The organism is Rahnella sp. PCH160, from assembly GCF_047784855.1.
GTDB lineage: Bacteria > Pseudomonadota > Gammaproteobacteria > Enterobacterales > Enterobacteriaceae > Rahnella.
The window spans coordinates 4,687,445-4,709,010 of sequence record NZ_JBLOGT010000001.1 but is presented as its reverse complement, the minus strand read 5'-3'; the positions used below and the strand labels follow the sequence as shown (position 1 = coordinate 4,709,010).

17 protein-coding genes and 1 other annotated feature are annotated in these 21,566 nt (G+C 53.8%); of the genes, 11 read left to right on the top strand and 6 right to left on the bottom strand.

What is annotated here, in order from left to right; genetic code table 11:
- The first annotated feature begins 104 nt into the window (after positions 1-104).
- On the top strand, positions 105-3,503 hold the full coding sequence (gene mscK / locus ACM5QY_RS22035; RefSeq protein WP_416122681.1) for a mechanosensitive channel MscK: 3,399 nt from the start codon (positions 105-107) through the stop codon (positions 3,501-3,503).
- A 60-nt stretch (positions 3,504-3,563) separates the two neighbouring features.
- Here the strand turns inward: mscK and rsmS are convergent, their stop codons facing one another.
- The gene (gene rsmS, locus ACM5QY_RS22030) at positions 3,564-3,737 is read right to left on the bottom strand and encodes a pleiotropic regulatory protein RsmS (protein WP_104923037.1); all 174 of its coding nucleotides are present in this window, start codon (positions 3,735-3,737) and stop codon (positions 3,564-3,566) included.
- A 95-nt stretch (positions 3,738-3,832) separates the two neighbouring features.
- The gene (gene priC / locus ACM5QY_RS22025) at positions 3,833-4,369 is read right to left on the bottom strand and encodes a primosomal replication protein PriC (protein ID WP_104923036.1); all 537 of its coding nucleotides are present in this window, start codon (positions 4,367-4,369) and stop codon (positions 3,833-3,835) included.
- A gap of 136 nt (positions 4,370-4,505) precedes the next feature.
- Between priC and ACM5QY_RS22020 the strand changes: the two genes are divergently transcribed.
- On the top strand, positions 4,506-4,874 hold the full coding sequence (locus ACM5QY_RS22020) for a DUF454 family protein (RefSeq protein ID WP_416122680.1): 369 nt from the start codon (positions 4,506-4,508) through the stop codon (positions 4,872-4,874).
- 184 nt (positions 4,875-5,058) lie between these two features.
- Positions 5,059-5,610: an adenine phosphoribosyltransferase gene (gene apt, locus ACM5QY_RS22015; protein WP_416122679.1), complete on the top strand. Its 552-nt coding sequence runs from the start codon at positions 5,059-5,061 to the stop codon at positions 5,608-5,610.
- Positions 5,611-5,658: 48 nt separating this feature from the next.
- Here apt and ACM5QY_RS22010 read toward each other — a convergent pair whose 3' ends face one another.
- The gene (locus ACM5QY_RS22010; RefSeq protein WP_416122678.1) at positions 5,659-7,722 is read right to left on the bottom strand and encodes an alpha-amylase; all 2,064 of its coding nucleotides are present in this window, start codon (positions 7,720-7,722) and stop codon (positions 5,659-5,661) included.
- Between the two features lie 321 nt (positions 7,723-8,043).
- Between ACM5QY_RS22010 and dnaX the strand changes: the two genes are divergently transcribed.
- The 4 genes from dnaX to htpG all read left to right on the top strand — a co-directional run bounded on the left by dnaX (position 8,044) and on the right by htpG (position 13,009).
- Positions 8,044-9,999, top strand: coding sequence for a DNA polymerase III subunit gamma/tau (gene dnaX, locus ACM5QY_RS22005; RefSeq protein ID WP_416122677.1), 1,956 nt, complete (start codon positions 8,044-8,046; stop codon positions 9,997-9,999).
- Positions 9,332-9,396: a sequence feature (DnaX frameshifting element), on the top strand. It overlaps the preceding gene by 65 nt.
- Positions 10,000-10,040: 41 nt before the next feature.
- On the top strand, positions 10,041-10,370 hold the full coding sequence (locus ACM5QY_RS22000) for a YbaB/EbfC family nucleoid-associated protein (RefSeq protein ID WP_104923032.1): 330 nt from the start codon (positions 10,041-10,043) through the stop codon (positions 10,368-10,370).
- Positions 10,370-10,975, top strand: a complete 606-nt coding sequence (recR, locus tag ACM5QY_RS21995) for a recombination mediator RecR (RefSeq protein ID WP_416122676.1) — start codon at positions 10,370-10,372, stop codon at positions 10,973-10,975. The genes ACM5QY_RS22000 and recR overlap by 1 nt, the downstream gene beginning before the upstream one ends.
- 168 nt (positions 10,976-11,143) lie before the next feature.
- Positions 11,144-13,009 (top strand): molecular chaperone HtpG, encoded by a 1,866-nt coding sequence (gene htpG, locus ACM5QY_RS21990; protein WP_192938159.1) that lies wholly within the window; start codon positions 11,144-11,146, stop codon positions 13,007-13,009.
- A gap of 57 nt (positions 13,010-13,066) precedes the next feature.
- On the opposite strand, the gene ACM5QY_RS21985 is transcribed toward htpG, so the two are convergent.
- Positions 13,067-13,936: a LysR substrate-binding domain-containing protein gene (locus ACM5QY_RS21985; RefSeq protein WP_416122675.1), complete on the bottom strand. Its 870-nt coding sequence runs from the start codon at positions 13,934-13,936 to the stop codon at positions 13,067-13,069.
- A 121-nt stretch (positions 13,937-14,057) separates the two neighbouring features.
- On the opposite strand from ACM5QY_RS21985, the gene ACM5QY_RS21980 reads away from it, so the two are divergent.
- From ACM5QY_RS21980 to ACM5QY_RS21965, 4 genes are all read left to right on the top strand, one after another.
- On the top strand, positions 14,058-14,942 hold the full coding sequence (locus ACM5QY_RS21980; RefSeq protein ID WP_416122674.1) for a DMT family transporter: 885 nt from the start codon (positions 14,058-14,060) through the stop codon (positions 14,940-14,942).
- Between the two features lie 102 nt (positions 14,943-15,044).
- Positions 15,045-15,689 carry an adenylate kinase gene (gene adk / locus ACM5QY_RS21975; RefSeq protein ID WP_416122673.1) on the top strand — a complete coding sequence of 215 codons (645 nt, stop codon included), beginning with the start codon at positions 15,045-15,047 and terminating at the stop codon, positions 15,687-15,689.
- Positions 15,690-15,976: 287 nt separating this feature from the next.
- Positions 15,977-16,939 (top strand): ferrochelatase, encoded by a 963-nt coding sequence (gene hemH / locus ACM5QY_RS21970; RefSeq protein WP_416122672.1) that lies wholly within the window; start codon positions 15,977-15,979, stop codon positions 16,937-16,939.
- Between the two features lie 39 nt (positions 16,940-16,978).
- The gene (locus tag ACM5QY_RS21965) at positions 16,979-18,298 is read left to right on the top strand and encodes an inosine/guanosine kinase (RefSeq protein WP_416122671.1); all 1,320 of its coding nucleotides are present in this window, start codon (positions 16,979-16,981) and stop codon (positions 18,296-18,298) included.
- Position 18,299: 1 nt separating this feature from the next.
- Here the strand turns inward: ACM5QY_RS21965 and ACM5QY_RS21960 are convergent, their stop codons facing one another.
- Positions 18,300-19,586: a GGDEF domain-containing protein gene (locus tag ACM5QY_RS21960; RefSeq protein ID WP_416122670.1), complete on the bottom strand. Its 1,287-nt coding sequence runs from the start codon at positions 19,584-19,586 to the stop codon at positions 18,300-18,302.
- A 147-nt stretch (positions 19,587-19,733) separates the two neighbouring features.
- Positions 19,734-21,425 (bottom strand): YbaL family putative K(+) efflux transporter, encoded by a 1,692-nt coding sequence (ybaL, locus tag ACM5QY_RS21955; protein WP_416122669.1) that lies wholly within the window; start codon positions 21,423-21,425, stop codon positions 19,734-19,736.
- Positions 21,426-21,566 lie beyond the last annotated feature (141 nt).

The window sequence follows — 21,566 nt, the reverse complement described above, 5'->3', positions numbered from 1 at the left end:
TTTCTGATGTTGTATTCTGATACGCTTTTCTCCTTCCTTTAAAGTCGAACGCTGCTATTGTCACCTTCATATTATTCATTCGGCAAATGAGTTGAAGCTGACCTATGTTTATCCGGTCTCTGGACGTTCCTTCTGAGAATGTTTCTGTCCTGAAGAAAAATGGGATTTTGCGTGTTTTCACCTATGTGATTTTCTTCTCATTATTGATATTTTCCTTTCCCGGTCATGCTGCCAGCAACGATATTCCGACCCGAAATGAAGTCCAAAACCAGCTTGATGCGTTGAACCGGCAGAAGAATCTGACGCCGGTAGATAAACTGTCGCAGCAGGATTTGATTCATACGCTGGAATATCTGGATGCGTTGGACCGCGTAAAACAGGATGTCACCCAGCTCCATCAGCAGGTCACCGAAGCACCGCAGAAATTACGTGTGGCGATGGACGGCCTCGATCAGCTCAAGAACAGCACCAAAGATGACGTGAATAAAGCACAGCTTTCCGCGTTGTCGCTGCGTCAGCTGGAGAATCGTCTCAACGACACGCTCGACGATCTCCAGTCTTCTCAGGAAGATTTGTCGACGTTTAACACCCAACTGATTTCGTTGCAAACCCAGCCCGAGCGCGTGCAGAGCACGATGTATAACTATTCGATGGCGATTCAGATAATCCGTAATCAGCTCAACGGAATGTCGCCGGGACAGCAGGATTTGCGCGCAACTCAACAAACGATGCTGGTGACGCAGCAGGCGTTGCTCAGCGCGCAGATTGATTTACAGCGCAAAAGCCTCGAGGCCAACACCACGCTGCAGGATTTACTGCAAAAGCAACGTGACTACACCAATGCGCACATCAATCAACTCGAACATACCGCACAGCTTTTGCAGGAAGTAGTGAATGGTAAACGGTTGATTTTATCCGAGCGCACAGCGAAAGAAGCGCAAACGCCGGACGACACGTCGAATATCCAGAATGACCCGCTGGTGGCGCAGGAATTAGGAATTAACCGCAAGCTCAGCGAACGTCTGATTGCTGCTACGGAAGAGGGCAACCAGCTGGTTCAGAAAAATATCACGGTCAAAAACTGGCTCGACCGTTCTGCGCAGGCTGAGCACGATCTCAAAGAGCAAATTTCCGTGCTAAAAGGCAGCTTACTGTTGTCGCGCATTCTTTATCAGCAGCAGCAAAATACCATCCCGCCGTCCGGCCTGATCACGGACATGAGCGCGCACATTGCCGATTTGCGTCTCGAACAGTTCTCCATTAACCAACAGCGTGATGCCTTATTCCAGGGCGACAGCTACATTCAGGGTGTTGTCTCGACCAGCAAAGAAACCATCAACGGGGACATCAGCGACGCGCTCGATCAGATTGTGGATATGCGCCGCGAGCTGCTCGACCAGCTTAATAAGCAGCTCGGGAATCAGTTGTCTCTGGCAATCAATTTACAGATTAACCAGCAGCAGTTACTGAGCATTAACCAGTCGCTTACCGAAACGCTGACCCAGCAGATTTTCTGGGTGAGCAGCAACAAGCCGATGAACTGGGAATTCATCAAGTCGCTGCCTGATGATGTGAAAAACCAGCTTAGCAGCCTGAGCTTTAGCGTCCCGCGCGGCGAACTGATGATGGGCGTGCTGCATTCATTGCCCGCCACGATCCCGATTTTACTGGTCATTCTGCTTTTGCTCTGGCGAAGAAAATACATTAATCAGCGCATCGAATCACTGAGCAACGATGTCGGGCAACTCAAGCGCGACAGTCAGCTGCACACGCCGCAGGCGCTGATACTTCTGGCGCTCACCGTGCTGCCGGGGGTATTTCTGACGCTGGGTGTCGGCTACTGGCTTTCGCAATGCGATATCGATTCGAGTGATTTTTTATGGACGCTGGCGCAGCGGCTGGCCGTATTCCAGTTTGTGATGGGCTTCTGTTACCGCATGCTCAAACCGGGCGGCATCAATGAACGTCACTTTTCTACGCCGGTTGCCACCTGCGCACATTACCGGCGTTCGGTGATCCGCCTGAGTCTGGTGATGTTGCCGCTGATCTTCTGGTCGGTGCGTGGTGAAAAAGCACCGCTGGGGCTGGTGGACGACATTATCGGGCAGATGGTGATATTCCTGACCTTACTGGCGCTCACCGTGCTGGTTTTTCCGATGGCCCGCGACGGCTGGCGAGAAAAAGATTCACACAGCATTCGCCTGGTGATGGTCACCACGATTGCCCTGGCGCCGGCTTTCCTCGCCGGGCTGGTGGTGACCGGCTACTTCTATACCACGCTGCGGCTGGCCGGGCGCTGGATTGACAGCCTTTATCTGCTGATCTTCTGGAACATAATGTATCTCACGGCGCTGCGCGGGTTGAGCGTGGCGGCGCGACGGCTGGCTTATCGTCGTGCTCTGGCGAGACGGCAGACCGCTGTGGCGAAAGAGGGCGCGGAAGGGAGTGAACCCGTAGAGGAAGAGCCGCCGCTGGGGTTGGATCAGATAAACCAGCAGTCTTTGCGGCTGACCACCATGGTGCTGTTCTTCATTTTCGCCACCGTGTTCTACTGGATTTGGTCCGATTTGCTGACCGTGATTTCTTATCTGGACAGCATTTCGTTGTGGCATTACTCCGGCACAGTGGCCGGGACCGTGACGCAACAAACGGTCACGCTGGGGAATTTTTTACTCGGGTTCCTGGCGGTGATTGTGGCGTATGTTTTAACGCGCAACTTGCCAGGATTACTGGAAGTGGTGGTGCTTTCCCGCCTGCAACTCCGGCAGGGTACCTCGTACGCTATCACCACGATCCTGACCTATTCGATTACGGTGATTGGCGCGGTCACCGCGCTCGGATCCCTCGGCGTTTCGTGGGACAAATTACAATGGCTGGTGGCAGCACTCTCTGTCGGGCTGGGCTTTGGTTTGCAGGAGATATTCGCTAATTTCGTGTCGGGCCTGATCATATTGTTCGAACGCCCGGTGCGTATTGGCGATACTGTCACTATCGGTTCTTTCTCCGGCACCGTCAGCCGCATCCGCATCCGCGCGACCACCATTATCGACTTTGACCGCAAAGAAGTGATCATCCCGAATAAAGCGTTCGTGACCGAGCGGCTGATCAACTGGTCGCTGAGCGACACCGTGACCCGCGTGCTGATCAAAATCGGCGTGGCTTACGGATCCGATCTCGACAAAGTGAAAGCGATTTTATTGCAGGCGGCGCATGAGAATCCGCGCGTGATGAGTGATCCTTCGCCACTGGTGTTCTTCCTGAATTTCGGTGCCAGCACGCTGGATCACGAACTGCGGGTTTATGTCCGTGAACTGGGTGACCGCAGCTATACCGTCGATGAGCTTAACCGCAGCATTGATAAACTTTGCCGCGAAAACGACATCAATATCGCGTTCAATCAGTTGGAAGTATATTTGCATAATCAGGACGGGAACGAAGTGCAGGAAGTGAAGCGGGCGCTGGGGCAAAAGGGCGACGAACCGGACGCGCTGCCGCAGACCTGATTTCCGCCGTTCAATTCAGGGGAAGGCAAAAGGTTCCCCTGAAAGCGTCAGCCGGGCGGCTCAGAGATAACTGATAGAAAGCGTATTCTTGCTGTTTTTAAGCTTTTCCTGATAATCGCGCTGAACGATTTCCAGCGCCGCAAGAGCCGTCTCGGGCGCAATCTCATTGCACTCAAGCAGGTAGATCAAATCGACAGCAAGCTGAAGCTCGGGAGCCGCATTTTCTACAGACATATTAGCCAACATTATTAGAAACAGGTTATGGACTTATCATTATAGATAAGAAAAGGCAGGCTCTGAATGCCGGATTCAAAAAATGTGATAAAGATTCAAAAACCTTTTTCCTGACGCTCGATTTGTCTCTCAATTTTAGCCAGCGCCTGACGACAACGCATCAGACGGCCTTCCAGCGCGGCCAGTTCTTTCTGTACCCGCTGCTGATCGGCGAAGGTTGCCAGCTGTCCAAGCGTCGTTTCCCGGTCTTCAATCATCGCCACCAGACGGCGCTCAAACTGCTGTGTTTCCGCCAGCCGCGTATAATTATCATGGCTTTTACGTTCCGGCGTCTGGTGTGTTTTTCGCAATGTTTGCGTCGCCAGTTCGCGCTGCATGGCGGTAATTTGCGCCACGAGTCGTTCGGCAATAAAAGCCACCTGTGCCGAACGCTTTTCGACGACTTCCTGATTCAGTTGCTGCAAATTGGTTTTGATTTCAGCCAGATAATCCCGAAGACGCGTGCCTTTGGTCGAAAACAGGGCGATATCAAACCGCGCCTGAGAAGCCGATACGTGGCCGATAGGCTCAATTTCCCGTGCCAGAGTTTCTATCTGCTGATCAAGGACATGTAAAATTCGTTCTGTACTCACGGGGGACTCTCCTCTGGTGACGCGTCTAGCTTACCTGTAACCCTCTGCGATACAAGCCTCTCCCGGAAATGACAGCAATCTCACACTTGTTTACACTGAGACACATCTTTCCTCATCCTAAAATCTGAACATTTCCATGAAACGTGTCCTGTTGATCATCGCTGGCTGGGTGTGCGTCGTGCTGGCAACGCTGGGTGTGATCCTTCCGTTGTTGCCGACTACGCCGTTTTTGCTGCTCGCGGCCTGGTGTTTTGCCCGGTCATCGCCGCGTTTCCACCAGTGGTTACTCTATCGTTCATGGTTTGGCGGGTACCTTCGTCACTGGCAGCAATATCGTGCGTTGCCAAAAGGGGCAAAACCCAAAGCAGTGATCCTGATCGCAGTGACTTTCGCCATTTCGATTTATTTTGTCCCGTTATTATGGGTGCGTATTTTATTGGTCTGCATGATGTTTATGTTGCTGATCATGATGTGGCGATTACCCGTGGTTGACCTTGAGCAATAAAAAAGGTGATCATGTCCGGCTGCGGGTTGCTTTTTAAAGCAGCTTTGCATAGATTTGGGCATCTCGTACGTCGGTGCGCTCCCAATTTCCTTCCTTAAACGGCATGCTTTATATGAGCGTGACGGGGGACATTTGACCGCCCGCGTTTAAGTATGAACAGCAGCTTTATCAGGCAATTAATATTATGACCGCTACCGCACAGCAGCTAGAGTTTATTAAAGACAGTATCAAAACCATCCCTGACTATCCTAAGCCAGGCATACTGTTCCGTGACGTCACCAGCTTGCTGGAAGACCCGAAAGCTTATGCTGCAAGCATTCAGTTACTGGCCGATCGTTACCGCGATGCCGGTGTGACCAAAGTGGTCGGCACCGAAGCGCGTGGTTTCCTGTTCGGCGCACCGGTTGCATTGGTTCTGGGCGTGGGTTTTGTCCCCGTCCGCAAACCGGGCAAATTACCGCGTGAAACCATCAGTGAAACGTATGATCTTGAATACGGCACTGACAGCCTTGAAATCCACGTTGATGCTATTCAACCGGGTGAAAAAATTCTGGTGATCGACGATTTGCTGGCAACGGGTGGCACGATTGAAGCCACTGCGAAACTGATCCGCCGCCTGGGTGGGGAAGTGACCGATGCCGCATTCATCATTAACCTGCCGGAACTGGGCGGTGAAAAGCGCCTCAACGATTTAAGCATCAACTGCTATAGCCTGGTTTCTTTCGACGGGCATTAATTGATGTGTACTGGCCTCGCCGTCAACGCGAGGCCATTTGTTTTACGACTACTTCTCAGTTTCTCCCGCCCAAACGACCATCACTTTATCTTCACCTTTCTGACGGCTGAACGCGTAATATCCCGGCGTGTGTTGCGATTTTTGTTGGCCTGAGCCAACCGCAGGATGTTGCTCCCTGAATTTCCCCAGCTTTTGCCAGTGCGTCAGCAGTGCAAGCTTCACTCCAGCCATCTCCTTCCAGTTCATGTCGGAACGCGTTCCCTGTAAAGGATCCGAGCCCGTCGGGCCAGACTGCCGTCCGCTTTCATCACCGTAGTAAATTTGTATGGCGCCCGGCGCGAGCAGCAGTAAATTCGCCGCTTGTTTTTGCAAAGGCACTGAGCCTCTGGCGTCCTGGGCGAAAAACAGACGTGTATCGTGCGAGGAGAGATAACTCAGAACATTGAAATCCTGCATTTTTTCAGCCATTTGCTGATATGTCGTGTCGATACTGGCAAAACAATGCAGCGCAGCAGCGGCCTGATCCTGAAAATCAAAGTTGATCATCGCATCAAAGCCATTCTCGTAATAATCACTTTTCATCACACCATGCCCCCACGCTTCGCCGGTCATCCAGAACGGCGCATCATCCAGAGCCTGAGCGGGATTGGCCACTTTCCAAGCTTTCAGCGCTTCGGCAGAACGTGTTTTGAGCAAGGCCAGCGTTGGTTTTTCGACATGCTTTGCGGTATCGACACGGAAACCGTCGATGCCGAATTTCCGCACCCACTCGCTTAACCAGGTCACCAGATAATCACGCGGCGTGGCTCCGGGGATTTCTCTGGCGGCTGTGTCTGACTTATACCGGTAGAAAAGCGGTAAACCGCTGGCTTCTTTCGACTCCGTTTTGATATCAGGTAAAAAAGCGAGTGACATGGTCAGATCGTCATAGCCGGGCGGGTCATAATCGCCGATATCTGTCCGGATCCATTTTTTACCCCACCACGTACTCCAGCCTTCTTTATCGCCGAAGTGAATATAATCGTTAAAGCTGTGCCAGTTCTGGCCGGTGCCGGGCTGCCAGTCGGTCCAGTTTTTACCGAGTGTTTTTTCGATTTCACCACCTTTCAGATACAACGATCCGAAATGGAAAGTCTGCATATCTGCCAGCGTGGCATAGCCGGTGTGATTGACCACAACGTCAAACAGAACGCGGATCCCGAGACGATGCGCCTCACTGATCAGCGTATGCAAATCGTTCTCGTCACCCATATTGGCATCGAGTTTTGTCCAGTCGAGGGTGTAATAACCGTGGTAAGCATAATGCGGAAAATCGCCTTTCGTGCCGCCACCGACCCAGCCGTGGATCTGTTCCAGCGGCGAACTGATCCAAAGCGCATTGACCCCCAGCTGTTGCAGGTAATCCAGTTTCTTTGTCAGCCCGGCCAGATCGCCACCGTGGAACGTCCCGATCTCCTGCATGCCGTCACTGCGACGTCCGTAGCTGTGATCATTAGCCGGATTGCCGTTTTCAAAACGATCGGTGAGGACGAAATACACCGTCGCGTTTTGCCAGTCGAAAGCGGCGGAAGGTTTGCGCCCGGCAGATTCCAGCAAAAGCAAACCGCCGCTGGCCGGATCAGGCATCATCCGGATGTGGCCGTCTGTGACCGCAGATGTCTGGCCAGAGTAGAAATCGCGGACAATTTCGCCCTCGGCGAAGGTACCGGACACATCCACGTTAAGCGGTTTTCCGTCCCCGCGCGGACAGGTCTGTGATATTGCAGTGACAGATTCCTGCGGCATTTTCAGGCTTAGCTGAAGGGTTGGTGTTCCGCTGCGTGTATCAATGCGCAACTGATAATCGCCCGGGCGGAACTGCCGCCAGTTGGCCGGGGCTTTTTCTTCGCAGGGCTGGAGCGAAAGCGTCACATTTAGTTTGGTGGCATCCGCCGGTTGCCAGCACTGTTGATCCTGATACAACGTCAGCGCACGCTGACCTTTCGGTAAAACGGCATGGCTGGTGAAAATTCCGCTGACAGGCTCGGAAAATGCCGGGAAGCCTTGCAGCGTCCAGGTCGCCTGTGCGGCGGGAGAAAAAATCAGTAACAGAGGCAGTGTCAGGCGTTTCATGGCTCTCCTTACGCGGGGCAGGAAGCATTCTTATGGCAGAGGGTCATTCAGTGTAATTGTCACGAAAAAATCGCCCTCATCCTTCTGCAGTAATTTTCAGGAGGAGGCAGAAGGGGGAGACGCTGCGGCGTGACTCGCAAAAAGTAAAGTAATAGGAATGATAGCGACCCTGCTGGTACACTAAGAAGTGGCAGTCTGGCTCCGGCATCATTATGCTGAGTGCAAAGCCTCCGTTTCGCAGACCAGCGCAGAAAGACGGGTTAAACGATGTTTTTTCGTGTATCGTCAAATTATTCATTATAAATCAACGATGAAGTATTAATGAGCTATCAGGTTCTTGCCCGTAAGTGGCGCCCCCAAACTTTTGCCGACGTCGTCGGACAGGAACATGTGCTGACCGCACTGGCTAATGGCCTGTCGCTCGGGCGCATCCATCATGCCTACCTGTTTTCCGGTACCCGCGGCGTGGGGAAAACCACCATTGCCCGTTTACTGGCGAAAGGGCTGAACTGCGAAACCGGTATCACGTCCACACCTTGTGGTGTTTGTGATAACTGCCGCGAAATCGAGCAGGGCCGTTTCGTCGACCTGATCGAAATCGATGCCGCTTCCCGCACCAAAGTTGAAGATACCCGCGAATTGCTCGACAACGTGCAATACGCACCGGCCCGTGGCCGCTTCAAAGTTTACCTGATTGACGAAGTCCACATGCTCTCGCGCCACAGCTTTAATGCGCTGTTGAAGACGCTGGAAGAGCCGCCGGAGCACGTCAAATTCCTGCTGGCGACCACCGATCCGCAAAAATTACCGGTCACGATTTTATCGCGTTGTTTGCAGTTCCATCTGAAAGCGCTGGACGCTGAACAGATCCGCAAACAGCTCGAACACGTATTAGCCGAAGAAACCATCACCACTGAACCGCGTGCGCTTCAGCTGCTTTCCCGCGCAGCGGACGGCAGTATGCGTGATGCGCTGAGCCTTACCGACCAGGCGATTGCCATGGGGCAGGGCGCGGTAACGACAGAAACCGTGGCGCAAATGCTCGGTACGCTCGACGACGAACAACCGCTGGCCATACTTGAAGCGCTGGTGAGTGCCGACGGCGGCCAGATGATGGCGCAGGTGGAACAGGCCGCATCGCGCGGCGTGGACTGGGAAAATCTGCTGGTGGAAACGCTGGCATTGCTGCACCGCATTGCCATGGTTCAGCTGTTACCTTCCGTCCTCGACAACCATTACGCCGCCATCGAACAGCGTTTGCGTGAGCTGGCGCGGGTGATTCCGCCAGCCGACGTCCAGCTTTACTACCAGACATTACTGATTGGCCGCAAAGAGCTGGCGTACGCGCCGGACAAGCGCATGGGCGTTGAAATGACGCTACTGCGCGCGCTGGCCTTCCATCCAAAAGTGATTATTGCAGAACCGGCTCCGCAGCCGGTGGCAGCTCCGGCGTACGTTACCCCGCAGGCACCGGCGCAGTCCGCCGCGCCGCGCCATGCACCTCAATCGCCGCAAAATTATTCGGCACCGCCACCGCAAGGTCACGCGGAACCGGCCCCGATGCCGGACACGACAGCCCAGCTGTTGCAGGCGCGAACCCAGTTGCTCAGGCAGGGGAGTACCACCCCAAAAAAAGCTGAGCCGGCAGCGCCAGGAAAAGCGCGGCCGGCAAATTCAGCGCTGGAGCGTCTCGCTTCGGTGACTGAACGTGCGCAGACAATGGCCAGCGCGAAGAAAGAACCCGCTGCGCCGGTAAAAGAAGAAGCGTACCGCTGGGTGGCGCTGAATGAGCCGGAAGAAGCGCCGGAACCGGTCGCCACGCCAAAAGCATTACGTGCAGCGCTGGAACATGAAAAATCGCCGGAACTGGCTTCGCGTCTCGCGGAAGAATCCATCGAGCGCGACGAATGGGCCGCTCAGATAAGCCAGATGCCTATGCCGAAACTGGTACAACAGCTGGCACTGAATGCATTTTGTGAGCAACCGGAGCCGGGCAAAATTTGTCTGCATCTGCGTTCATCGCAAAAGCACCTGAATTCGCCGTCGGCGCAGAAAGTGCTGTCGGATGCCTTATCTGCACTGCATCAGACTCCGGTTGAACTGACCGTGGTGGAAGATGATAATCTGGCGGTGAAAACGCCGCTGGAATGGCGTCAGGCCATTTATGAAGAAAAGCTGGCGCAGGCGCGTCAGTCTATTATTGCGGATACCAACATTCAGACGTTGCGTCGTTTCTTTGATGCAGATCTGGATGAAGAGAGTATTCGCCCTATTTAAACGCCGCGCTTATCACGCGGCCATTGCTGAGAGAGAAGACTATGTTTGGAAAAGGCGGCATTGGTAACCTGATGAAACAGGCCCAGCAAATGCAGGAAAAAATGCAACAAGCTCAGGCAGAAATCGCTCAGCTTGAAGTGACCGGTGAATCTGGCGCCGGCCTGGTGAAAATCACCATCAACGGTGCGCACAACGTGCGTCGCGTTGAAATTGATCCAAGCCTGCTGGAAGACGATAAGGACATGCTGGAAGATCTGGTCGCTGCGGCGTTCAATGATGCAGCCCGTCGTATCGACGAAACTCAGAAAGAAAAAATGGCAGCCGTGTCTGGCGGCATGCAATTGCCACCAGGCTTTAAGATGCCGTTCTGATGCAAACCAGCCCTCTCCTTGAATCTTTAATGGAGGCGTTGCGTTGCCTGCCGGGCGTTGGCCCGAAGTCAGCGCAGCGTATGGCATTTCAGCTGCTGCAACGCGATCGCAGCGGCGGAATGCGGCTGGCGCAGTCTTTAACGCGTGCCATGTCTGAGATCGGTCACTGTGCCGATTGCCGTACTTTTACCGAGCAGGAAATCTGTACGATTTGCGCCAATCCACGGCGTAAAGAGAACGGTCAGATTTGCGTGGTCGAAAGCCCGGCGGACATTCACGCGATAGAACAAACCGGTCAGTTTTCCGGCCGCTATTTTGTGCTGATGGGTCACCTGTCACCGCTGGATGGCATCGGGCCTGACGATATTGGTTTAGGCCGTCTGGAAGAGCGTCTGGAAAGTGAAAGCCTCCATGAAGTGATTCTGGCGACTAACCCGACGGTTGAAGGTGAAGCGACCGCCAATTACATCGCAGAAATGTGCGGCCAGTATGGCGTGCTGGCGAGCCGTATCGCGCACGGTGTGCCGGTCGGTGGCGAGCTGGATATGGTAGACGGCACTACGCTGTCGCATTCCCTCGCCGGACGTAATCCTTTCAAGTTCTGATTGTTAGCCGGGCGCGTCAATTTGCGCCCGGCTTTATTTCTGCTATCCCTCTGCATTTCTTCTTAAAAATTTTCCCTTATGCTTGAAAACCCCGGTCTGTAACCCCACTTACTCCTCAACGTCTGATTTGGTCACTAACAGTATCTGGATTGAGGTAATTTGATGAGTATGAAAGGACAAGAGACACGCGGATTCCAGTCTGAAGTAAAACAACTGCTTCATCTGATGATCCATTCTCTGTATTCAAACAAAGAAATTTTCCTGCGCGAGTTAATCTCTAACGCTTCCGATGCCGCTGACAAACTGCGCTTTCGCGCGTTGTCCAAGCCCGAGCTGTATGAAGGCGACGGCGAGCTGCATGTCCGTCTGGCGTTCGACAAAGAAAAACGCACCCTGACGCTGAGCGACAACGGTATCGGGATGACCCGCGATGAAGTGATCGACAACCTCGGGACTATCGCGAAATCTGGCACCAAAGCGTTCCTGCAATCTGTCGGTTCTGAACAGGCCAAAGACAGCCAGCTGATCGGCCAGTTTGGTGTGGGTTTCTACTCTGCCTTTATCGTGGCAGACAAAGTGACCGTTCGCACCCGTGCAGCTGGAGCCAGCGCCGAAGAAGGTGTGTTCTGGGAATCTGCCGGTGAAGGCGAATACACACTGGCGGATATCGAAAAAGCCGATCGCGGCACCGAAATTACTCTGCACCTGCGTGAAGATCAGGACGAGTTCCTCGATGACTGGCGCGTACGCTCGATCATCAGCAAATATTCTGACCATATTGCGCTGCCGGTTGAAGTTGAAACCCGCAACGAAGAAGACGGTACCGTGACATGGGAACAAATCAACAAAGCGCAGGCTTTGTGGACCCGCGGTAAATCGGAAGTGACCGACGAAGAATACGTCGAATTCTACAAACATATTTCCCATGATTTCAGCGATCCGCTGAGCTGGAGCCACAACCGCGTCGAAGGTAAACAGGAGTACACCAGCCTGTTGTATATCCCTTCACAGGCACCGTGGGATATGTGGAACCGTGATCACAAGCATGGCCTGAAACTGTATGTTCAGCGCGTGTTTATCATGGATGAAGCCGAGCAGTTCATGCCGAACTACCTGCGTTTCGTGCGTGGTCTGATAGATTCCAACGATCTGCCACTGAACGTGTCGCGTGAAATTCTTCAGGACAGCCGTATTACCCAGAACCTGCGCAGCGCATTAACTAAACGTGTTCTGCAAATGCTGGAAAAACTGGCAAAAGACGACAACGAAAAATACCTGCAATTCTGGAAACAGTTTGGTCTGGTATTGAAAGAAGGCCCGGCAGAAGATGGTGCTAACAAAGAAACCATCGCCAAACTGCTGCGTTTCGCCAGCACCCGCAACGACAACAGCGCACAAACTCTGTCGCTGGAAGAGTATGTGGCGAACATGGTGGAAGGTCAGGACAAGATTTATTACATCACCGCTGACAGCTATGCCGCCGCGAAGAGCAGCCCGCATCTGGAACTGTTCCGCAAAAAAGGCATTGAAGTTCTGCTGCTGTCTGACCGCATCGACGAATGGATGATGAGCTACCTGACTGAGTTCGATGGCAAAACCTTCCAGTCCGTCAGCAAAGCCGACGATACGCTGGACAAACTGGCTGACGAAAGCGAAGAGCAGAAAGAAGCAGAAAAAGCGCTGGAGCCGTTCGTTGAACGTGTGAAAACGCTGCTGGGCGACCGTGTGAAAGAAGTGCGTCTGACGCACCGTCTGACCGACACGCCAGCCATCGTCACCACCGGCGCGGACGAAATGACCACGCAGATGGCGAAACTGTTTGCCGCTGCGGGCCAGGACGCGCCCGAAGTGAAATACATCTTCGAGCTGAACCCGGAACACGCGCTGGTGAAACGGGCTTCTGACGTCACCGACGAAGCGCAGTTCAGTGAGTGGATCGAACTGCTGCTCGATCAGGCGCTGTTTGCTGAACGCGGCACGCTGGAAGATCCAAACCTGTTTATCCGCCGCATGAATACGTTGTTGCAGGCGTAATTTTTCCGTTCTGTATGAACAGAAACAAGAAGGGCGTCGCGCATGCGATGCCCTTTTTTATACCGCCGCTTCTTCCAGCACCCACGACCTGAACGCACTGATCTCCGGTTCATGACTGCGGGACGCCATCACCAGCATCAGTGTCTCCCGATCGACCTCGCAAAACCCTGCGGGCGCAATCAGCGAGCCTTCTTTCAGTTCTTTTTTGATCAGGATTTCCGGTGCCATGCCGATCCCCAACCCGTTTTTTGCCGCCTGAATCGCCAGCATCAGATTGTCGAAATGTTTGCCGCCGGTGACATCGCCCCGTGCTCCCGTCGCTTCCGCCCATTCCTGCCAGGCATTCACTTTGGTATCCGCATGCAACAACGGCAGGGCGCTGAAATCAGACTGCGCGGTAAAACTTGCGTGAAAATCTGGCGCGCAGACCGGCCCGATAAAATCAGATGAGATCAGCGTCTGCTCCAGTTCGTTGCCGTCGGGGTGACTGCCGCTTTTGATCAGCACATCGGCACGCCGGTTTTCGATCTGGCCGATCTCTGTCTGTGTCTTAAAAGACAACGTAATTTGCGGATGGCGTTGTGAAAACCGGCTGATACGCGGCAACAGCCACTGCGCCAGAAAACTCGGGGCGCAGGCAATCGTCAGGTGGCGTTCACTACGGTTGCGCAGCGAATGGCAGGTTTGTGAAATCGCGTCAAAAGCGTCATCGCAGCAATTTTTCAGCGTGATGCCGTCAGCGGTAAGATAAACACGTCCGGCTGTGCGATTAAATAACACCGTACCCAGCCAGCTTTCCAGATTCTTAATCTGATGACTGACGGCGCTGTGCGTCACATTCAGCGAATCAGCAGCCTCGCTGAAGCTTTCAAATTGCGCCGCCTGCTTGAAATAATGCAGGGCACGCAGGGAAGGGAGAGCGCTCATGGATAACCTTGTTAGATTTTTTCATCTTCTGTGTCTGTTTATATCATTTTTTCTGCTGCCGCGAACGCCTTAGGCTTGTTGCATTGAAGTGAATTTTGTTGCTCAGCAACGGGAGTGAAATATGCGTCAACCGGTACAAGTGAACGGCAACCTGATCGGGATCCTCGGTGGGGTGATCCTCAGCTCCGATTCTGTTTTTATCCGCCTGATGGATATCGGCGATTCGTGGCTGATTGTGGTGCTGCGCGGCCTGTTTATGTGGGCCATTGTGGCACTGATTTATCTGCTCTGGCCCGCGTCACGCTCGACGCTCGGCAAACCCTGGCTCACCCGGAAAAATGTGCTTCCGGCCTTTTTCTTTTGCCTGGCTTCGGCCTGCTTTGTGAATGCGCTAAACCGCGGCAGCATTGCGACGGTGCTGGTGATCATCTCGTCCACGCCATTTGTTTCAGCGATTATTTCGCGGATTCTCTTCGGCATCCGGCCCGATAAAGTGCTGATGCTGGCCGCGCTGGCGGGCATTGCAGGCGTCGCGGTGGTGATGAGCGGGCAAACTGCGGGGCATGATCCGATGGCAAATTATTTTGCACTGGCGACGGCGGTTTCAATGGCGCTGGCGTTTATCTTTGCATCGAAAGCCTGCAGCGGCACTCTGGGTTTACCGTCGCTGGGCGGCATTCTGGCGTCAATCTTTGTGGTGATTTTGTCCGGCGGACAGATTTGGCATGGCGTGCCCGCACTGGCCGGTGAACAGTGGCTTTGGGTGGCGCTGGAAGGCGCAGTGATTATGCCGCTGGCGATGGGGCTGATTGCGCTGTCTGCCCGGTTTGTTTCTCCGGTCAACGCCGGGCTTTTCCTGCTGCTGGAAACCGCGCTGGCCCCGTTGTGGGTTGCCCTGTTTTTACATGAAAATCCGAGTCCGCAGGCGGTCGCCGGTGGGGTGATTATTGTGCTGGCGGTGGTGTCGCAAACCGGGTGGATAAAACGCCGGTCGGCGCTGGCTTAACCCTCTGCCCGAAGGGCGTGTTCCTTGAGCATCTTCGCCCGGAATGGTATGGTTGACCGTTTTTCGAGATTCATAAAAATTACATGCAAGGGGATTTACGCAATGCGTATCATTCTGCTGGGCGCTCCGGGCGCAGGTAAGGGTACTCAGGCTCAATTCATCATGGAGAAATTTGGTATTCCGCAAATTTCTACCGGTGATATGTTGCGCGCCGCTGTGAAGGCCGGAAGTGAGCTCGGCAAGAAAGCAAAAGAAATTATGGATGCCGGTAAACTGGTCACCGACGAACTGGTTATCGCGCTGGTGAAAGAACGTATTCAGCAGGAAGATTGCCGTAAAGGTTTCCTGTTAGACGGTTTCCCACGTACCATTCCGCAGGCTGACGCCATGAAAGAAGCGGGCATCAGCGTGGATTACGTACTTGAATTCGACGTGCCGGACGAACTGATCGTTGACCGTATCGTGGGTCGTCGCGTACACCCTGGCTCTGGCCGTGTGTACCACATTCAGTACAACCCGCCAAAAGTTGAAGGCAAAGATGACGTCACTGGCGAAGAACTGATCACCCGTAAAGACGATCAGGAAGAAACCGTGCGTAAACGTCTGGTGGAATATCATGAGCTGACTGAGCCGCTCATTTCCTACTACAGCAAAGAAGCCGCTGCGGGCAACACCCAATACGTCAAAATCGACGGTACACAGCAGGTTTCCGAAGTACGTGATGAGCTGGCTAAAATTTTAGGCTAATCCTCACCGGTTCAGCACTATCACGGGGTGACTTCGGTCGCCCCGTTTGTTTTTCTGGCATTCCATATTACTGAAGTCAGTGCTTCGGGTGAGTGAACGTAGCCAACGCATCCGCCACTAGAAGTATGAAGGTTAATTAATAACAATTCGCATTGATAGCTATTGCCGTTGTTCCGATCGTCTTTGTTTTCGTTACAATGACGTGCGCCACTTTACCCTGTCCCAACTAAACGGCGGCGCCCATCTTTTCACAATGGCTTCAGAGCCTTCAATTTAGGAAATTCCGCATGACGCAGACAAAATTTGGTGTTCTTCTGGTCAATCTCGGGACACCGGAAGCCCCCACTCCACAGGCCGTTAAAAAATATCTGGCTGAGTTTTTGAGTGATATCCGCGTTGTGGATACCCCACGTCTGCTGTGGTGGCCTATTCTGAATCTTGTGATTTTGCCCCTGCGTTCAACGCGCGTTTCCAAACTCTACAAATCGGTCTGGATGGAAGACGGTTCCCCGCTGATGGTGTACAGCCGTCGCCAGCAACAGGCGCTGGCAGAACGTCTGCCGGGAACACCGGTAGAGCTGGCGATGAGTTACGGCAAGCCGGGCATGAAAGAGCCGATTGAAAAATTGCTGGCACAGGGCGTGACGAAAATGGTCGTTCTGCCGCTGTATCCGCAATATTCCTGTTCCACCAGCGCAGCCGTGTTTGACGGCGTGGCGCGCGTGCTTAAATCCCGCCGCCGCCTGCCTTCGCTGAACTTTATCCGCGATTACGCCACGCATCCGGCGTACATTTCCGCGCTGAAAAGCAGCATTGAGCGTTCTTTTACTCAGCATGGCGAACCTGACCGCCTGGTGTTGTCCTTCCACGGGATCCCGAAACGTTTTGTGGCGCAAGGCGACGATTATGAAAAGCGCTGTCATGACACGGCGCAGGCGCTGACCGAGGCGCTGCAACTGCCCGCGGGCAAAATTATGCTGACGTTCCAGTCACGCTTTGGCCGTGAACCGTGGCTGACGCCTTATACCGACGAAACGCTGAAAGGCCTTCCTGCTCAGGGCGTTAAGTATATTCAGATAATCTGTCCGGGCTTTGCATCTGACTGTCTGGAGACGCTGGAAGAAATCAAAGAAGAGAACCGTGAGATTTTTATGCATGCAGGCGGCGAGCGCTTCGAATATATTGGCGCCTTAAACGACCAGCCCGAACATATCGATTTGCTGCAACAGCTGGTGACTCAGCACTTCTGAATGAAGCCTGAGCTTTTTTGAATTTCCCGAGAACAACGCATGAAATTTCCTGGTAAACGTAAGTCTAAACACTATTTCCCTGTCAGCGCGCGGGACCCTTTGCTGCGTGATTCCATGTTGCAGGAGATGCTGCCGGAATCTGAAGGCGGCGCGTCGTATATCGTTGGAATCGACCAGACCCTGGTCGATATCGAAGCGCGTGTGGATGAAAGTTTTGTGGCCCGCTACGGGCTGACGCCCGGTGAATCCAACATTCTGAATGATGACATGTCGGAAGCGCTTTACCAGGAACTGAGAAGTCAGGATCTGATCTCTCATCAGTTTGCGGGCGGCACCGTCGGCAATACGCTGCACAACTATTCCGTACTGGCCGATGACCGTTCCGTCCTGCTTGGCGTGATGTGCAGCAACGTGAAGATTGGCGATTACGCCTACCGTTATCTGTGCAATACCTCCAGCCGTGTCGATCTCAACTACCTGCAAGGTGTGGATGGTGCTATTGGCCGCTGCTTTACGCTGATCAGCGACAACGGCGAGCGCACATTCGCCATCAGTCCGGGCAAAATGAACCAACTACGCGCCTCAAGCGTGCCGGAAGAGGTGATTGCCGGGGCGTCTGCGCTGCTGCTGACATCCTATCTGTTGCGCAGCAAACCCGGCGAACCGATGCCGGAAGCTACCATGAAGGCGATTGAATACGCGAAAAAATATCAGGTGCCGGTGGTCTTAACGCTGGGCACGCAATACGTCATCGCCGACGATCCGCAGGCATGGCGTGATTTCCTGCGTGATCACGTTTCGATTCTGGCGATGAACGAAGACGAAGGCTTTGCGCTGACCGGGTTGAAAGATCCGCTGATGGCGGCCGACAAGGCGCTGGAGTGGGTGGATCTGGTACTGTGTACCGCCGGGCCGAATGGCCTGTTTATGGCGAGTTATACCGAAGAAGAATTCAAGCGCACCACGCAGCATCCTTTGCTGCCGGGCGCGATTGCCGAATTCAATCAGTATGAATTCAGCCGGGCAATGCGCCGTGACTGCTGCCAGCAGCCGATGAAAATTTATTCGCATATCGCGCCGTATATGGGCGGGCCGGAAAAAATCATGAACACCAACGGGGCGGGCGATGGCGCGCTATCGGCGTTGTTGCATGACATCGCGGCCAACGGATTCCACCGCAGCTCAGTGCCTAACTCCAGCAAACATACGCGCGAGTATCTGACCTATTCCTCGCTGGCGCAGGTGTGCAAATACGCCAACCGTGTGAGTTATCAGGTGCTGAATCAGCATTCACCGCGCCTGACGCGCGGCCTGCCGGAACGTGAAGACAGTCTCGAAGAGAGTTACTGGGAACGTTAAGTCAGTGTAACGGGGGGAACTCCCCCGTTACCGGACCTCTCGCCGACGCCGCCTGAACCTGATTTCTGCCGGAGGTTTTGGCCTGGTAAAGCGCGTCGTCCACGCGTTTAAACAGACGGGTAAAATCCTCTCCGGTTTCATACTGCGCTACACCAACGCTGACCGTGAGCGACGGGATCCCCGGAGCAACCTGCTCCTCGACTATTTTTCGCAAAGATTCGGCGAGGTGCATCGCACCTTCCAGACCGGTGAGCGGAAGCAAAATCAAAAACTCCTCGCCTCCCCAGCGGAAAACCGTATCCGTCTCACGGATCCCCGCTTCCAGCGTTCTGGCCAGCATCACCAGCGTATCGTCCCCTTTGTTATGTCCGTAACGGTCGTTAATGCTTTTGAAATGGTCTGCGTCCACCAGCATCAGGCTGAAATTGTGCGTCCTCTGCGGGTTCTGTGTGCGGGCGTTTTCCACCAGTTGCATAAACTGACGGCGGTTTCCGATGCCGGTCAGCGGATCCAGCAAAGCCGCGCGTTCCAGCTCCTGCTCAAGACGCTTTTGTTCTGTGATGTCGTGAATGATGCACAGCATTAGCCGCACGCCGTCAACCACCACCGGCCCGGCGTATGTCTGCACATGGCGCAGATTTCCGTCCGACAGTTTATGCACAAACGTCAGCGGCTTGTGGCCGCCGGGAAGCCGGGCAATTTCATGCATAACCGGCAACACATCCTGACCCATCGCATTAATTTCCCAGGTGTGTTTCAGGCACATTTCATTGCGTGAATAGCCATAAAACTGCGTGGCGGCCTGATTGGCATCGACAATCTGACCGTTATCTTCAGGGGCGATAAGCAACATTGGGGCGCTGTTGGTCTGGAAGAAACGTTCATAGAAACCGCTTTCGTCGCGGCGATAAGACTTTGTTTCATCAGCAAAAGGATTGGCAACCGGCACGCTGGCAGAAGAGGCGTGTGAACCTTCGAACACGATGGCGGGTTCCTGGATCCCAAATTTGGCGAGAGAAAGACGGCAGCTCAGGGGAAACGCGCGGCCTTCATTATGTATGGTCCAGATTTCAATAATCTGATCGCCTTTCTTCAGATTGGGCAGATAGGCTTCAAGGGATTGCTGGGAATTTACAGAGAACTGGCCGTTGCGCAGAGGCCCCAAAAGGCCGTTGCCTGCCAGCTTTCTTGCCGCCGTATTGGCAAAAAGAATGTGCTGGCTGTGCGCCGAAACGATCCAGACCGGTGTACTTAAAATGTTTAACGTTTCCAGATGGGATAACAACATTGCGCCTACCGATCATTGTTTGGCATAACCACAGAATACAGAGAATTGATTTGAATTCGAATAATTTTATAGGGCGGGAGTTAAAGGAAAATGCGCCGACGGTAAAGGGGCTCAGCCAGCGTGCTGAGCCCGTATTTCATGGCCCGATCAGATCGGGCAGAATGGACGTTTTTCTTCTTCAGTCATGATATCGATTTGCAGCATATCCACCATGCTGTTGGCGATTTCACGTTCGCCCATCACCACGCGGTCGGCGCCACGTTCCATTATGTACGTGACTTCATCGTCGTAATGCGCGCGGGCGATAATTTCGATGTTAGGGCGTTTAGCGCGCGCCGACGCGACGATTTCACCGGCTTCATAACCGTTAGGAATGGTCACCAGCAGCCAGCGTGCGCAGTCGAGGCGCGCCAGATCCATAATTTCCTGGTTAGCGGCATTCCCCAGCACGGTACTGATGCCCTGTTCGCGCAAGGCTTCAACGCGGGGCCGGGAATTTTCGATGACCACCAGCGGGATCCCGGCGGCCTGAAGTTTCTCGCCGAGCAAACTTCCCACGCGACCATAGCCGACCAGCAGGGCGTGATTGCACAGATCAAACGGGATCTGTTTTTCATCTTCCACCGCTTCTTCAACGCTCTGATCTTCGATGGTTTCAGTCTTTTCCAGATACTTTTCCAGCAAACTGAACAGCAGCGGGTTAAACATAATCGACAAGATGGCGCCCGCTAGCACCAGATTGCGGCCATGCTCAGACAGCAATCCCAGCGAAATGCCCAGACCGGCGAGAATAAACGCGAATTCACCAATCTGCGCCAGACTGACCGAAATCGTCAGCGCCGTTCGCCGCGAATGACCGAACATCTTCACCAGGAAGAAGGCCGCAATCGACTTACCGAACACGATAATCGCCAGCGTGGCGAGCACCGTCAGCGGTTCGCGCACCAGAATCATCGGGTCAAACAACATCCCGACCGACACAAAGAACAGCACCGCGAAGGCATCACGCAGCGGTAAGGTATCGTGCGCGGCGCGCTGGCTGAGTTCGGATTCATTCAGCACCATCCCGGCGAAGAAAGCGCCCAGTGCAAACGACACATCGAAGAATTCGACCGCGCCGTAGGCGATACCCAGCGCCAGTGCCAGAACCGACAACGTAAACAGTTCGCGTGAACCGGTGCTGGCGGTTTTCGCCAGGATCCAGGGCACCACGCGGCGGCCGACAACCATCATCAGCACCATGAATGCAATCACTTTACCGATCGTTACGGCCAGCCCGGTCAGCAGTTCCACCGGGCTTGAATGATGGCTTTCCAGCATACCGCTGAAGGCCGGTAACAGAACCAGCGTCAGCACCATGACCAGATCTTCAACAATCAGCCAGCCTATAGCGATTTGTCCGCGCTGGCTTTCAATCAGTTGCCGTTCTTCTAGCGCCCGCAGCAAAACCACGGTACTGGCGGTGGAAAGACATAACCCGAACACCAGTCCGGTTGCCAAATCCCAGCCCATCAGACGTGATAACCCCATCCCAAGCAGCGTCGCTACCGCGATTTGCGCTACAGCGCCGGGAATGGCTATCGACTTTACGGCGAGTAAATCTTTCAAAGAAAAATGCAAACCGACACCAAACATCAGCAATATGACACCGATTTCGGCCAGTTCCGGTGCAAGAGACGTATCGGCAACGAAGCCCGGTGTAAAAGGCCCGGCCAGCACGCCAGCGGCGAGATAGCCAACCAGAGGGGATATTCGCAGGCGGTTGGCAAGCATTCCTAACAGGAAAGCGAGTACCAGACCGCCGACGATGGTAGTGATGAGAGGCGTAGAATGATGCATTCAGACTCCTTCTGGTTATGCATGGCACAAATGTGTTGCAGATTGTTTCTGAGTTTAGGGCAAAAATCGTTTACGCGTTGGTGTTTTTTGGCCTTTTTTGCGCTAAATGCCCGACAGACCGAAAAAAAAATTCGAACGGAC